The organism is uncultured Aquimarina sp. (assembly GCF_947496855.1).
Lineage (GTDB): Bacteria > Bacteroidota > Bacteroidia > Flavobacteriales > Flavobacteriaceae > Aquimarina.
The window spans coordinates 556581-573953 of sequence record NZ_CANMED010000004.1; the positions used below are offsets into that span (position 1 = coordinate 556581).

Annotated in this window: 6 protein-coding genes; all 6 read right to left on the minus strand. The window is 29.7% G+C overall.

The features are described 5' to 3' along the window. Positions 1–89: 89 nt before the first annotated feature. Positions 90–455, minus strand: a complete 366-nt coding sequence (locus Q0921_RS14890) for a hypothetical protein (protein WP_299258167.1) — start codon at positions 453–455, stop codon at positions 90–92. Continuing rightward, the gene (locus Q0921_RS14895) at positions 455–2812 is read right to left on the minus strand and encodes a penicillin acylase family protein (protein ID WP_299258169.1); all 2358 of its coding nucleotides are present in this window, start codon (positions 2810–2812) and stop codon (positions 455–457) included. Before Q0921_RS14895 ends, Q0921_RS14890 begins: the two co-directional genes overlap by 1 nt. A 160-nt stretch (positions 2813–2972) precedes the next feature. Further along, complete coding sequence (locus tag Q0921_RS14900) at positions 2973–4646, minus strand: cyclic peptide export ABC transporter (RefSeq protein ID WP_299258171.1); 1674 nt, start codon at positions 4644–4646, stop codon at positions 2973–2975. Between the two features lie 176 nt (positions 4647–4822). Then, on the minus strand, positions 4823–5539 hold the full coding sequence (locus tag Q0921_RS14905; RefSeq protein WP_299258173.1) for a thioesterase II family protein: 717 nt from the start codon (positions 5537–5539) through the stop codon (positions 4823–4825). A gap of 83 nt (positions 5540–5622) precedes the next feature. Further along, positions 5623–8007, minus strand: coding sequence for a TonB-dependent receptor (locus Q0921_RS14910; protein WP_299258175.1), 2385 nt, complete (start codon positions 8005–8007; stop codon positions 5623–5625). Positions 8008–8190: 183 nt separating this feature from the next. Next, a complete protein-coding gene (locus Q0921_RS14915) occupies positions 8191–17352 on the minus strand; it encodes a non-ribosomal peptide synthetase (protein WP_299258177.1) in 9162 nt (3053 codons plus the stop codon). Positions 17353–17373: the final 21 nt, after the last annotated feature.

Here is a 17373-nt window from a genome sequence, read left to right on the forward strand (position 1 = left end):
AGTTGATTTCAAGCTTCTTTTAAAGCACTTTCACAAAATTAATTCATCAAATTAATTTTGTTCAGTAAATTGATAAAAAAAGATAACACTCAAAATTCTTTATTTCGCATTTTTAGGAATATTAGATTACTTAATTTATAACCAAAAAAGAATAAAACGGAGATATTTATTGCATTAAAAATGGGAAGAAGAATAACTATTAATATTTCTGAAAACCCTAAATTATTAAGAGCTTCATTTAAATAAAACACCCTTTCTTTAAGCAGGAAATACACTATTGAAAAAGCCAGTATTTCTAAAATAAATACTTTAAAAAAAACTTTATTCCTATCGATTATAAATTGAGCAATAAAACCAATTAAAATAGTACTTATTAGTATCAAATTATAGTTATTAAAAACAAACTGTGGTATCAAAGCTACCGCGTATGGCAAGTAATTGAGTGTTTTTTTCATTATTTAAAAGATATTATGTTGTTAATGTTCTTTAATCTATTTGGATTGTTTTCGAATTGCGTTTCTTTATACGCTCCTTTTCTCCATGATTTCAATTGATCTTTATAATGAACAGAATTAACTTTTCCGCTTTGCCCTCCAGCAAGAATAGTATATGATTTTACATTTCCTCTTTTCATAGAGTACACAGATCTAAAAACTGGATGAATTTTTTTCGTATTTAAGTTGATTGTATTAATATTACCTCCTATATTGTTTATTTCTTGTCCAAACCCAGGAATATGTAGCATATTCTTAATTTTAAAAGAAGAAATGTCTTTGTATGTCTTTTCTTTCCACTTATCTTCAAAATGTAATTTTAAAACTGAATCGCTTTCCCTTAGAATAGTATTCAAAATTTCGTTTTTATTCCTACTTCCATCAATTACATATTTATCATCTTTTAAATACTTTAAAAAGTACTTAAATGCAGGTGCTCTATTTACTTTTAACTGTTCTATTGCAAAATTCTTAGCTTCGATTTCTGTTAACAACCTAATTGTCTCATACACCATAGCAGCAGTACTATTTGGTTTCATCTTACCATCCCAAGCTTGTAAAAATGTGACAAGCTCTTTATAATCTTCATCTATTCGGTATTTATCTAGAAGTTCTTTAAATTCAATAAAAGAGAAATCTACATCATCTAACTGCATTTTTTGAATACTTTCCAGTTCCCATTGATTATTTTCTTCTAATAAGTTATACATTCGTTTCACTCTATAATCGTCTTTTACACCATGATGGCCGAAATATATTTCACTTTGTATGGGTTGTTGATTTGCTGAAAACAGGAATTTTTCATCTGGATTATAATTATACCAGAGTGTATCAAGATTCTTTTTAGGAATATATTTTAATGATCCATCTATTACTCCCCCTTGATAACCGCTATCTCTTTTCGGTAATTTTCCCGCACATATTATTCCTATATTGTCATTAACATCGCTATAAATGAAGTTTTGAGGCGGATACCCATAATCCTTCAAAGCTCCTTTAAAATCATCCCAATTTTCACCATTCATCATCTTATACATTGCCTCTACTGAATAACTTTTATTAGAAGCATACCAATGCTGGGCATAATACCCTGTTTCTTCTTTTAATACTTTGCCATGAACCGTACTCTTTTCAGTAATTATATGCTCATACCCTCCTTTTAGTTTTATAACATATTCTTTTTCATCAAAAGGAACCCAATTGTTCTCATAATAATATAAACTATCATTTTTAACTTTCAATTTATACCTATCTACCAAATCCCATTCGCCATTTGTAATACCCCAGGATATTAAATCATTATGTCCACTTACAATGACCGGTACGCCTGGAATAGAAAAACCATAAACGTTTAAACTTTCGGAGATCAGGTGTGTCTCATAGAACGCCTCTGGCAACGATAAAAACAAGTGAGGATCATTTGCTATTAACGTCGTATTCTCCTTAGTTTTAAGCCTATTAACCGCCCAGTTATTGCTTCCTATTCCTGTATGGAACTTATTAGAATTTATTAAATGATCCCCTAAGTTTATATTTGAACTTTGTCTAATAGTTTGTTTTGATTCGGCTATTGCCTCCTCCAGCATATTTAGCTCATTCTTTTTTACATCTTTATTTAGTGAAGGTAAAATGGTTTTTAAATCTTTAGGTTGTAAAGGATAAAAATAGTTCTTTACATCCTCTGAAAGTTCGGCAATGACTTCCTGCTGCTCGATATGGTGATCAAAATACGTTAAAGACCAACTCATATACCAAGTTGCTAGCAAAGTATATTCAGGTTTCCATTCTCTTGGTTTTTCTCCAATTGCTTTATAAAAAGGGTCTGTATTTTCATTATTATCTAAATACGTATTCACTCCTTTTGAATATGCTAGAAGATATTTATAAAATTCTGGAGATTTTTTCCTATAATCTTCTAATAATTCTTCAGATTTACGATCGAATTCATAGGGTTTCCAGAACGTATCTACTTTTAAAGTTTGCTCCGACATTATCTCAGATAATCTTCCTTGTACTGTTCTGGTAATTACTTCCATTTGAAGATATCGATTTTGAGCGTGCATATATCCCAATCCAAAAGCAATATCATTTTGAGTAGTTCCATAAATATGAGGGATACCTAAACTATCAACATAGATTTTGGGTTTATAATCCCCTACAAGCTCTTCAATTCCATCTTCTTGAAGAGGAACAGATAGTAATCCTGTTCTATAAGTTAAAAGCTCTCCAACTGAGTTCAATGGCTTAAACTTACTGCTAGTAAAAAATATCCATGCAAGACATATCACTAGGATAAGTGATGTTTTGATTAGTTTCATTTGTAAAAATTAAAAGTTATTGAGAAATAAGATTGAAAACCGGTTTTGGTTTAGAATAAAAAAGATCTGCCATAAAACCTGTTAAATAAAAAATCAATAATTAAAGAGAATACAGGTATTAAAGCTTGTCCGAGGCTTTAATTTTGAATATAAATTAGTTTTAAATCTCTTGAAGAATAGGATCTAATTTTGTTTTATTTATTTCAATTAACCGACCAAATTCCATTTTTAATAAATGATCTGCCAAATTAAAATATTTATCATCATGAGTAATAGCTATAATTGTTTTGTCTTGTAGTTTAGAAAGTTCCGGAATAATTTCAGTATAAAACTTATGTCTGAAATGTGGATCCTGATCCGCAGCCCATTCATCGAGTACAATGATCGGTCGTTCTTCTAATAATGCACTAATCAATGCTAATCGTTTACGCTGACCTGTAGACAAATGAATTGTCGAAAATTTTCCATCTATTAAACTAACTTTATCTTCTAATTCAAACATCTTAAGATAATAGGAAACTTTCTTCTCTTCTACATTATTAATTCCATAAAATTCATCAAATAAATAAAAATCACTGAAAATGGGAGAAAACATTTCTTTAATTTCTTCTATCCTTTCTAACGGAATCAATTCATTATCTAAATAAGCTCTTCCCTCATCTAAATCATACAATTTTAAGATTGTATTAATAAATGTAGTTTTGCCAGCTCCATTTCCTCCTTGAATAAATATAACATCATTTCTTTTTATATTTAAACTGATTGGACCAACTGAAAACTTATTTTCTCCATAGGAAAAGGAATAATCTTTAAGTTCCAATTTGTTGAAATTTCGATATTTTATTTTATCTTCTTTTTTAATTTGGTAATCAAATTTTACGTTTTGTAGTTCCTTTCTTAATTTACTCATTTTTTGTAGTGAGATCTTTGCCCTAGTTATAGATGGCATAACTGTCATTACCGTTACTAAAGGGCCTAAGAGGTATAATAAAACCAGTACAAAACTAATAGTTATATCCAATGTTACATTTAGCATATTATTTGCATACAAAAGGATAAATGTAATTAGTCCATAAAACAATAACTGACTTATTATTTCACTATTTAAATATTGTATAAAGGCTTTTACGTATGTCTTTTTCCCTGTATTCATTAATTTAACAAGCTTCCCATTATAGATATCATTTCCTTTATCTTTATTGATATTTATCTCTTTAGAACCATTTAATATACCGTTAAATACATTTATAAACCCCCGTTCTAATTCTCGAACGGTTTTTAATTGTGAGTTGCTTTTCTTAGATCTAACCATATACACGAAAACTCCAATTAAGATAACTCCAAGACTTAAACCAAATAAACTTAATGATAAATAGGCCATGTATACTAAACATGAAATAATCAATACAACAGATGAGAAAAATGTTATTACTATTACAGAAGCGTTTGTTATATTGTTTACATCTGTTGTTAATGTAGAGTATACTTCATCTTTATATTGTTGCAATTTTAAGTAAGGTGCTTTAAGAATTAATTTAATCACATCCTGTCTTGTTTGCCAAAAAATTTTTTGTGAAAGATTAATAATCCCTGCAGAAAGTAGCCTTCTTGTCACAAAGAAAACAACTATTGCTGCCAAAAACATATACTCATAACTACTATTTTTCACTAAGTCTTCATTTAAGGAATCGCTAATTACTTTATTAATAATTGTTATAAAAGCAAAACCTGATAAACCAGATACTATCGCTAAAAGAGAATAGCCTACAATAAATCTAATTGGAACCAATCTTGTATTGTTTTTTTTAATATTTTTATTTTCTATCTTTAACATAATTCTGTTATTAATCCGGTTAAATGATTATCATATGCTTGTAAGCAGGTTACGCCTAATTCCCTTGTAATTGATTATATAAGCAACTACCGAAGTTTTTTGATTCTCACATAAATACACCTAAGGAATATTATATCTATATACTTAATATTTTTACTGCCTGTAAAAAAGTGAGGTTAAGCAAAGACTGTTTGTTTGTAACTCTGTTTAATTATTTGAGATAATTTAGTCTCATGATTGTGAATAAAAAAGTGATTTCCGGATAAAATTTCGTAATCAAAATATCCTTTTGTAAACGTTCTCCAATTATCTATTTGTGCAACATTTTCTTCTTCTTTACCCATAATTGCGTTTATATTAGTAGTTAACAAGAGTCCTTCTTCTGAATATCTATTTTTTTCTAATACTTCAAAATCAGCACGCATAATTGGACTGAAAAAATCATAAAGCTCGTCATTCTCTAAAATTTCGTTAGGTACTCCTCCCAATTTTTTTAGTTCCTCTTTAAACTCCAAATCCGCCATTAGATATCTATTGACTGTATCTCTGTACATCCCTGGGCCAGCATTACCAGAAACTATTAATGTATTCGGAGCGTCATTAATTTCTTCCATTTTTTTGGTCACTGATAAGCCTAAAGTAGCTCCCATGCTATGCCCATAAATTAAATATGGCATATCATTTCTACGTTTTATTATTTGTTTAAAATAATCATTGATTGTTTCTGTTTTTTCTAATAAAAAGCCTTCCTTATTTCTTTTTCCTCTACCTGGTAGCTCAAGGGGAATAAAATCAAAATCCGAATCAAGATGATTTCTCAAAAAATCAAAAGAATAGCAACTCCCTCCTGCAAAATGCAACAAAAACAATTGAGGTTTACTTTGTCTATGCATAACGTTATTTTTAATATTTTATATATCCATGTTAATGATCATTAACCACCCAAAAATGAGTAGTATAACACTACTATAAAACTCTAGTTAATTCTTCTTTTTTCATCCTCATTACCAAACTTTCTATTTCTCACTTTTATTTTTTTATTTCCAAAACTATATACCAAAGACATTCTAAAATATCTATTACTAGGTCTACTCACATAATTCTGTCTGATTCCGTTTATTTCGGAAATCATGGTGCGAGGACTACTATCAAAAATATCGTATACCCCAGCGGACACTTGAAGGCTTTTTTGTAGTAAACTAAACTTTAGAATAAAATCTAACTTGTAACTTTCACTATTATCAAATAGATTTTTCTTAAAAGGAGAACTGTACCAATAATTCAATTGCGCTTTGATAGTTTTTGATTTATTTAAAGAAAAAGTATTATTGGTTGCAAAATAAAAGCGAAATCCATTTTGTACTTGTGCATTTACATTTTTATTAAAAAACTTTGACTCTGAGTTTATTAAATAAAGGGTGTTTTGACTTGACCACCACTGAAATGCTGAAAAAGTATAAAACTGTGATAATCCATAGTTATAATTGGTGAAAAAATTCTGATAATTAATAACCTGATTATTAGTTTCATCATCTACAGATGGAATCACTCCAATACCATCTTTTTCTACACTAAAAAACAAACCTGTTGACGACTTCCCTTTATAGGTATGAGTTAACTCAAAATTATCCGTAAACGATGGTTGTAAAAATGGATTTCCCTCAGAAAACGTGTTACTGTTAATGAAAAAACGTGCAGGATTTAACTGTGAATAACTTGGTCGATTAATTCTTCTACCATAATTCATAGAAAAAGAATTACTTTGATTCATTTTATAAGACATATAAAATGTTGGAAATAATTGAACATAATCATTGTTATTAACTTGATTCAAAGTCCTAGAAAACCCTTCAGTTTGTGTACTTTCCAATCTTAATCCCAATTGTGTTTCCCATTTTTTACCTAATTTTTTAGATGCGTTTACATATACTGCCTGTGTATTTTCGTCATACTCAAATTTATCAGATTGTTGAGGATCCAATATTGGTTCTCCGGTAATAGTATTAAAAAAGCTAGTATCATACTTACTATTAAGAATACTGACCTTACCTCCATAAGATAAATTAAGTTTTTGTAAAGGGTGCTCAACATCTAATTTTCCGCTATAATTTTTAATATTCTGATTAGTTGTATTGTTTGCAGAGAAATTGACCCCTAAAAGCTCATTGTTTGGGAGTACACTTTCGGTTACTATTGTTCTATCCTTATCTGAATTATATTCAAAATAATCTAAATCTGCACTAATGCTTCTACCCAAAGTATCCAATTTGGTTCTATAGTGTATGTTTGCAGAATGATTGTATAAAGATCTATCATTGAAACCATCACTTATCAAAAGTGAATCTACAGTATTCTGATTATTAAAAATCTCCGCACTGGCAGTATCTGAAACATCAGGACTACCTACTTTACCTAGGTATTGAAATCCTAATGTCGAACTTTCGGTTAACTCATAATCAAATAATAATCTACCCGATACATCTTTTGATTGTCTTTTCTGATTTGTATTGATTACCCAAGGACCGTCTGTATAAAATATTTCAGCTTCTTGATCAACGTTAATATCTCCCAAGCTTGCATTTAAACTTAAAAGGAATTTTGTTTTGTTTTTTTGAAACGTAAAATTATTTCTAAGAACATGTACAGGAAACAAAGCCTGTGTATAGGTTAAAGAAGTAGAATTATTCCAAGCATCTCTTAATCCTTTTTTATATACAATATTAATAAGGCCTGCATTTCCTCCCGCTTCATACTTTGCTGGAGGATTGGTTATTATCTCTATTTTTTTGATATCGCCAGCGGGAATCGAATTTAAAAAACTAATCAACTCTTCTCCTGAAAGTTGTATAATCCGATCATCGACCATCACTCTCATACCACTTTTTCCTATCATCGTGATTTGATCATCATCTACGGCAATTCCAGGAGCTACACTAAGTGCATCTAAAGCATCTCCTCCACTGGTTCCAATATTGTTTTCTACGTTAAAAACCAGTCTATCTACTTTCCTCTCAACTATTCTCTTCTTGGAAACAATTACTATTTCATCAAGCTCATTTTTTTCTTCAGATAAAATAATGTCCTCTAAAACAGTATTTTCGGTAATAGAAACTTCTTTATAGAAACTTTGATATCCGATAAACGAAACAGAAAGTTTATACACACCTGTTTTTATTGTAATAAGAAAACTCCCATTATCATCTGTGATCCCTCCATTTACAATTTTGTCTGAAGTATCTTTCAAAATCACATTCGCAAATGGAATAGGATTTGATTCATCTAATACTTTACCTTTTAATTCTACTTGAGAAAAAGATATAAAGGGTATAAGTAACATTAGTAAAATACTTATTTTTTTCATTGTTATTTTTTTAAATAATTATTGATTTTATGACTATGCAAATATTTTTCTTTTCATCATTTGATGTATTAATTTATCCTCCTGATGTTTTTAGAATATGAAGACATAACAGAGTGCCTTAGTTAGGTTTTAAGAACGATTATGCACTCTTAAAACCCATCTAAAACAGAATCTTTTGATAAATTAATTTAACTTTAGAATACTATCTACGAGTTTTTTGACATTTATCAGTTCACCTTTATTATTGTAAATTTCTTTGGAGCATATTAGAGATACCTCTATAGCATTTTGATAAACAGAACAAGCTATATTTACTGTATCTAACCAATCACCTTTCTGCTGAACAAAAGTCACTTTATCACATTTACTACTAATGTTTTTCTCCCAATTCTTTTCTTTAAAATTAAATCTACCTATTACATAATCTTCTATATCTTTATTATAGGCTTGTAAGCAATCTTCTCTAATTATTTCAAAAGGCACTTTTTGATTTAACCTAGCACTAACATATTTTTCATATACATCTTCAAGATATAATTTATTGAAACCTTTTGAAGATTTCTTATAGTGCAATGGCAATAAATTATCTACTACTCCCATTAGATCTGAGACCTCTAGCCCTTTTATTTTTTGTTCTCTACCGCTAACATTAACTCCTATTAAACATTTATCATTTAAAGATAATTCGTCTAATAACCTTTGATAAGCAGATAAAAACAAGATGCTAGTTGGTAATCTACGTTTTTCTGATATTTGCTTAATTGATTTTAATTTTAAATCAGTAATAGTTATTTTTTGAACTACATAGTTTAGTAGTCCTCTCTTACTTTTAATTGTTCTTTTAACATCTTGCAACCTCAACATGGATTTTTTCCAATATTCTCTTTGAATACCCCCTTCTTCAGAACTTAAAAATTTATTTTGCCAGATTACGAAATCAAAATTAGAAGTATCAAATTTCGATGTACTAAAGTTTAAATTTTCAAAAAATTGTGTTAATCCTTTCTGAACTTTATTTGCCGTATAATCATCTAATAAAGAGTGATGAATTCCTAATAACATTTTAGCATCTCCATCCTTATTATAATTAGACAAAATTAGTACCTTAATTAACTCTCCTCCTACTAAATTAAAAGGTTCTAGAAAAAAAGAAGTAAGCTTGCTATCACTAAATAAAGAAGCTCTTTTTATTTTAATATTTAAAGGAACTATATCAGAAGAGACATAGCTTTGTGTAATTTTTTTATTTTCCTTCTTATACTTAATACATAATGAAGGAAACATTGATAGGTATTTTCTAAACTGGTTTTCAAAAATATTCTTATCAAAACCTTTAATAACGGTACTTAATCTAACCTGACTATGTTTTGACCTAAAAAAACGAAACTGGTTTTTTGATAGGTTGATTTCATCTCCTATTTCCCATTTTCTTTGACTTACAACTATTCCTTCATCATTTGAACTTCCGATAAATTTGATTTTCTTTGCTAAATCCTTTAACATCGGTGTACTAAGAAGGTCTCCCAGTTTAAGGACATATCCTTTCTGTTTCAAACGAGCTATTAATTCTACCGATTTAATAGAATTACCTCCTAATATATAAAAGTCATCTCCCGTACCTATAATATCGCAATTCAAAACTTCTTTATAGACCTCTATCAGTACTTGCTCTTCTTTTGTCTTAGGCTTTATATACTTTACACCGGTTGAAATATTAGTAGTATATTTCTCAAGTAACATTTTCCTGTTTATCTTTCCATTTGTAGTATATGGCATCTTATCCAACTCAATAAAACTACTTGGAACCATATACTCTGGTAATTTATTTAATAAAAACTCACGTAAATCTTTTCTATTACACTCTTTTTCACCAACCAAATATGCAGTCAATTCTTTATGTCCAAATTTAGTTGTTTTTGATATTACCTTTACCTCCTGTATATTTTCATTAGATAATAGACATTTTTCAATTTCTCCTAATTCAATTCTATAACCTCTTATTTTAATTTGGTCATCAACTCTACCTATAAACTCTATAGTACCATTTTTAAGCCTTCTACCTAAATCACCTGTTCGATATATTCTCTTTCCTTTTAAATATTGGCTATTTACAAATTTTTCTGATGTTAACTCCAATTGGTTAAGATACCCCCTAGACAGACCAACCCCGCCAATACATATTTCTCCTATGACGCCAACAGGCTGAGGAATCATAAAACCATCCAAAATAAATATCTCATTATTATAAATTGGATCTCCAATTACAGGAGACATTAAATACTGATTAAGATTGTCTTTTGTTATTTGGAAAGTACAAACAGCTACCGTAGTTTCTGATGGACCATATGAATTAACTAGCTGTATATTTGTATTTTCAACAATTTCTTTTACATCTTTTAAATTTTGACGCTCACCTCCAGTTAATATTAATTTCAAGTCTAAGCTATTTTTAATATTATATTGTCCAGAATTATTAAGTAAAAGATTTAAGTATGTTGGTGTGAACTTTAAAAATGTTATTTTTTTGTTTAATATATACTTCGAAACCTTTTCCGGGTCTTTCTGTATCAATTCATCCAAAAAGTGTAATGTCCCTCCATTAAGAATTGTACCATATAGACTAGTGTAAATAACATCGAATGACATACTAGATGATACAATACTACTGTCCTTAGAAGTTATTTTATACTCTTTTGTAAACCAATTATTATAATTCACTATCGATTTATGCTCAATTTGAGATCCTTTTGGTACTCCTGTTGTACCTGAGGTATATATCAAATAAGCTAAGTTTGAAGAATCATAATTAAGATTAAGATTTCTCTTATTACCCTTATTCGACTCCTTAATTAGACTTAGTATATCTTTAGATTTAACAAACTCCGAACACTTACTGTCTTCTAGTATGAAAGCTACTCGACTTGAGGGTAATTTTGAATCAATGATTGTATAGGCTCCTCCTGATTTCATAACACCCAGAATACCAATCAATGTTAAATAAGGTTCATCGCTAAGTTCAACTCCTACTGTAAAATTATCCCCTTTTCTTTTATCAATAAGATATGAAGCTACACTATTTGAATATTCATTCAATACTTTATAAGTTAATTCTTTGCTTCCAGATACTATTGCTATATTCTCTGGTGTTGCCTCTACTTGTTCTTGAAATAGATCTACAATAGTATAATCTCTCCCATAATTGATATTAGTTTTATTAATCTTTGAAAACAAATTATTTTCCTTTTGGGAAAAATATGTCAATGTATCCAAGGATTGATTAGAACTTATAGCAAACTGTTCAATTAAGTTATAAAAATGCTCTTTAACAGTGTTCATATCCTCTATTGAGTATACACTTTCATTAAATCTAAATTCTACAGAAAGTGTAGTTTTCAAAGGAGAAATGACGATTCTAAAATCATAATTTGCTTGTTCGTATACATCTATAGATTCTAACTTTAAAGTATCCCTTTCGCAATCTTGAAAATCATCAAAATCGTCCTGAATCGTTTCTTGAACAGGATAATTTTCGAACACGACAATATGATCCATCAAATTCATTCCTAATTCGCTTTCCGATTGAACCTCAGATAGATTTAAATAATGATGAGAATTACTTGATGTCGCTTTTTGTTGTAAATTACTCAACAAGTCGATAGGTGTTTGAGTATTGTTATACTGAACTCTCACTGGAATTGTATTAATAAAAAGCCCTATCATATCTTCTACACCTGTTAACTCTGCAGGTCTACCTGAAACGACAGATCCGAAAACTACGTCTTTTACATTATTGTATCTAGAAAGCAAGTATCCCCATACTCCTTGTATAAAAGTATTTTCTGTTATAGATAAATTCTGACAAACTACATTCAATTTTTTATACAATTCATTCTCTACTTCGAAACTTGTTTTTGCCTGCTTGTAAGAAGATGAAATTTTGGTCTCTTTTCGGAACGGTAGTATAGCTGAATTTGAATAACCTGATAAATATGTATTCCAATAGTTTAATGATTCACTTTTGTTTATACGATCTAACCATTCAATATATTTTGAGTAATTAACAGGTGATCCAAGCGTAAAGGATTCATCTTTTCCTATGCTCGACTGTATTTTATAAAAATCATTGATTAATATACTTATACACCATCCATCCATCAAAATATGATGATGACTCCAAATAAACTCATAAGACCCATTACCAAAATCTAATACTTTTAGCCTCATTTGGCAAGGTTGTTCCAGATCAAAACCTTCGGATCTATCCTTAGATTTTATAGACTCTATGTATTCAGCTCTCTCATTTTCATTTATAAATTGGCGTGTAACTTTCTCATAACTAAAAGTACTCTCTGTTTTTTTCCAAACTATTTGTAACGGCTTCCCTGCAAAATCATTTGTAAAGCTTGTTCTCAGGATTCCATGTCTATTTACTAATCCATCATAGGCTTGTCTAATAGATTTGACATCTAACGCATTATACTTAATTCCATATGAAACTTGCTCAAAGTACATGCTCCTAGATTTTTCAGTCAACCAATGGTAATACATCCCCTGTTGTAATGGTGATAATTCGTAAACATCTTCTATGTCACCTTTCAATTGAATTGTTTTCAGATCGTCAAAACCTAAACCCTTTAAGGTTAAATCAGAAGGTGTAATATTCTCAGAATCATCAGTTGAAAGCCCTTCAATTAAACTTATCAGTTGTTTTTTATAAGCTTCGATTAATAAATCAATCGTTTCTTGATGATACATAGTCTTAGGGAATCTTATTGACATGGTAAGTTGATTAGCAACCATCATTCCTGAAACATCTAATAAGACATCAGTTCCATTTTTAATGGCTACACTTCTACCTATATCCTCATTTGCATAATCAAACAAGGAGTCATTAGAGTTACCTGCCTTACTCCCAAAATCACCCAAATAATTAAATATAATAGATGGAATAATACTTGATTTCAAGCCACTAGTAAGATATTTTAACATTCCATATCCTACTCCTTTATTTGGAATTCTTCTTAAATCTTCTTTTACTTTTACCAGTCCATTTTTATTAGAATCAATATCAGATAGATCCAAAACAAAAGGATAAACTGAGGTAAACCATCCTACGGTTCTACTTATATCTACATTATCAATAATTTCCTCTCGGCCATGGCCTTCCATTTTTATTACACTCTTATCTAACTGAAAAACCTCTTTAATTGCAAGTCCTAATGACGCAAGTAGTACATCATTAATCTCAGTATTGTAAACTCCGTGAACTTTGGTTTGTAAAAGCTCTGTGGTTGCCTCATCCAAAATAAATGATGCACGTCCATTATGTTCTATAAAATTGACTGTTCTTTCTCTGTCTGTAGGTAGATTTGAAATTGATTTTTTACAAATTTCTTCCCAGTATTTCTTCTCTGATGTTTTGTATAACTTATGAGCATATTCTTTTTGTAAATGAGCCCATTTCTGAAAAGAGTCTGTTTTTAATGGCAGGCATAGCTTTTCATTTTTTAAACACTGATTGTAAGTTGTCGATAAATCTTCCAAAAGTATTCGCCAAGACACTCCATCCACTACCAAATGATGAAGAATTAGCGCTAACCTATCACCATCACACAATCTAAAATGACCTATTTTTAATAGAGGTCCTTTTTCTAGATCAATACTAGATTGAATTGTTTCTGATACTTGAGCCATGATTTCTAAAGCATCTTCTTTATCTTGAAGGTCATAAAAATCAACGGAATAATGTCTACTATCCCCCCCTTTATTATATTGTTTTTGAACACCATTATCACTACTGTATGTCATTCGTAAAGCGTCATGGTGTTCTACTAATTTAGTCAAACACTTTTCTAAAATATCTGGATCTATTTGATCTTTTACTTTTAACGCTACAGATTGATTATAATGATGTGGTATTTTAATAGTTGAAGCTTCAAAAAAGTAATGTTGAATTGGGGTTAGCTCTACATCCCCTTTTACCTCTGATTGATCAATAACATTATTATTAATTTCCATTAGTTTTGCTACATCTTCCAAAACGGGCTTACTCAATAACTGCTCTACCTTAATAGTATATCCCTTTTGTTTTAGACGTGACACCACCTGGATTGATTTTATTGAGTCTCCGCCTAAATTGTAAAAACTATCTTTAACACTAATTGATTCTCTTTTTAAAACATCTTCCCAAACTGATAACAAGACTTTTTCTTTCTTAGTTTCAGCAGCAACATATTCTGTTCCTGTTGATATGCTTTCTACTTGAATTATTGGCAATCTTTTTTTATCTACCTTTCCATTAGACGTTAATGGCATATTATCAAGTTGAACAAAATGATTAGGCAACATATAGTCTGGAAGGTTTTGTGATAAGAAACCTCTTAAATCAAGTGTATTCTCTCTTTGATCTGAAACTATATAAGCTACTAATTCTTTATTTCTATTCACATCCTCATTAACCAGAACAATAGCCTCTCTTATATTTTCTTTTGCCAGTAACAAATGTTCTATTTCACCTAATTCTATCCTAAAACCATTAATCTTTATTTGATCATCTTTTCGTCCATGGAATATCAAATCCCCATTTGGAAGCCACGCGCCTAAATCTCCAGTTTTATAAAGTCGTTCTCCTTTAACAAAAGGATTTTTTATAAATTTTTCTTCTGTTAATTCCGGAAGGTTTAGATAACCTCTAGCTAGACCTTCTCCTCCAATACATATTTCTCCAAGAACTCCTTTAGGTTGTAGTCCATTATCTTTATCCAATACATAAATTTTAGCATTTGTGATTGGTTTTCCTATTGGAATATTTTCTACTATTAATGCGTCTTTTGTTTCCATCTTAAAAACAGAACCACAAATACTAGTTTCTGTCGGACCATAAGCATTGTAATACGTTCCATTTTCTGCATATTCCATTACTTTATCAAAAACTGGAGATTCACCGGCAGTAATAAGTGTTTTTATTCCCGATAAGGCTTTCATATTCATCATCTTGAAATATGAAGGAGGAATTGTAGCAATATTAATATTGTTATTTTCAATATATTCTTCTAAAGACTTTGGATCTTTTCTTTTTTCTTGATCTATCATAAATAAATTAGCTCCTGATAGAAGTATTAAGAAAATTTCCCATATCGAAGCATCAAAAGAAAATGATGCAAATTGAAGGCCGTTATAACTTGAATCCAACTCAAACTGATCAATTTGAGAAAGCATTGTATTCACAATTCCCTTATGCTCAATCATTACTCCTTTTGGTTTTCCCGTAGATCCTGAGGTGTAAATCACATATGCAAGATCTGTAGGATCAACTACATTATCAAGTTTGGTTTCATCATAATTTAAAGGTTCAAATTCTACATCTATCGCAAATAATTCGCCTTCATAATAGTCCATATCGAACATAAAAGATGTTTCTGTTATCAACATCTTTAAGTTAGTGTCATCGACTATATGAATTTTTCTAAGTTCTGGTAAGGTCGGATCAATAGGAATAAAAGCTGCTCCTGATTTTAAAATACCCAGAATAGAGATAATATAAGATTCACTCCTATCTAATTGAACACCAATAAAATCTCCTTTTTCTATTCCGTAATCAGTAATTAAACATCTAGATAACTGATTAGAAATTTTATCTAATTCTGAATAGCTTAATGTTTTCCCATTAAAAGATACTGCTGTTTTGTTTGGATTTAGGTTTACTTGTTTTTCAAAAAGACTTACTAATGTGTTTTTCTTTGGATAAGGTGATTCAGTTTGATTAAAATTAATTACCTGCTCACCTATCTCACTGTTGCTTAAGTAATTAATAGACTTTATTTTATTCTTAGTATTATTCAATAGCGAAATAAGCAACTTTTTATAATGCTTCATGAAACATTCTATCATTGATTTTTCATAAACATCTTCATTATATTTTAAAACAAATGATAGTTTACCTTCAACTTCCTGAAAATGAACTTCTATATCATTCTTACATTTAGTAATCCCTAAGTCTTTTAAACCACTAGTATCTTCTTTATTTAAAGTTCCTAATTGGGTATTATCTGTTATATTATGAAAGGATACCGAAACATCAAAAATGGGGCTTCTAGTCATATCATATTTCAAGTCAAGATCTTCTACAAGTCTATCGAAGGAATACATTTGATGTTCATAAGCCGAAAGTGTTGATTTCTTGACTTTATCAAAAAACTCTTCAAAAGTATCTTCTCCAGACACTTGGTTTCTTAATGCCAAAACATTAAGATAAAAACCTATTTGATTTTGCAAATCTAATTGATCTCTTCCTGCGATTGGAGTACCTAGAATAATATCTTTCTCTGATGTATATTTACTCAAAAGTATGTTTAACGCTGATAATGCCCCCATAAACAAACTTCCTCCTCTATCTTGTGTAAAAGATTTTAGTTTGTCGGTAATTGCAGAAGAAATAAATGTTCTTAAAGATCTTCCATTATATGTTTTGATTCTTGGACGTTGTTTCTGGGTTGGTAAATTTAACAAGGATAATTCCCCTGATAAATTTTCTAGCCAGTATTTTTTATCTTCATTAAACATTTTTGTATCTAATTGGGATAATTGCCAAGAGCTATAATCTTTATATTGAATTCTTAATTCGGGTAAATTAGGTGTAATTCCTTTAACAAATGCTTCATAATATGTCAGTACGTTTTTGGATAATACGTCCATTGACCATCCGTCACTTATGATATGGTGCATATTATAATAAAAAACATATTCTGTATTTGATATTTGAAGAATAGCAACTCTTAACAAAGGACCTTCTTCTAAATCAAAAGGACGTTCTGAGTCTTCTTTAATATAGGTATCTACAATGTTTGTAATACTATCTTGTTCTCGATAATCCTTAAAATCTATTTTAAAATTTAATTCTTCTAATGGTAAAATCCATTGTCTTATCTCTCCGTTACTATCTTCTTTAAAAATAGTTCTCAAGATTTCGTGACGATTAACAGTAGAGAATATAGCCCTTTTTAATTTTTCTATATCATAGCCTCCTTTTAATCTTACTGATGAGGGCATGTTATATGCTAAAGAAGTCCCTTCATATTGACTTAAAACCCATAACCTTTTTTGAGCATCTGATAACGAATAATTTGTGGAAGGCTTAATCACTGGTATAATCTGTGAACTTACTTCACTGTGGTCTATAGACTGTAAATATTTTATTAGATCTTGTTTATTTAATTTAATTTCCTGAATTAAATCGTTAGACAGTTCTTTCTCGTATGATACTATTTCTATATTATCGTCATTTAATACAAGTCTAATATTCTCTTCCCTTAATCTAGTGGTTAACTCTTTAGCTGTATTTTCCATTATTAAATAATTTTCTTTTTA

Excerpts from the sequence above, each read along its gene's own strand:
- Q0921_RS14890 (WP_299258167.1), bottom strand. The coding sequence starts at position 455 with ATGAAAAAAACACTCAATTACTTGCCATACGCGGTAGCTTTGATACCA.
- Q0921_RS14895 (WP_299258169.1), bottom strand. The coding sequence starts at position 2,812 with ATGAAACTAATCAAAACATCACTTATCCTAGTGATATGTCTTGCATGG.
- Q0921_RS14900 (WP_299258171.1), bottom strand. The coding sequence starts at position 4,646 with ATGTTAAAGATAGAAAATAAAAATATTAAAAAAAACAATACAAGATTG.
- Q0921_RS14905 (WP_299258173.1), bottom strand. The coding sequence starts at position 5,539 with ATGCATAGACAAAGTAAACCTCAATTGTTTTTGTTGCATTTTGCAGGA.
- Q0921_RS14910 (WP_299258175.1), bottom strand. The coding sequence starts at position 8,007 with ATGAAAAAAATAAGTATTTTACTAATGTTACTTATACCCTTTATATCT.
- Q0921_RS14915 (WP_299258177.1), bottom strand. The coding sequence starts at position 17,352 with ATGGAAAATACAGCTAAAGAGTTAACCACTAGATTAAGGGAAGAGAAT.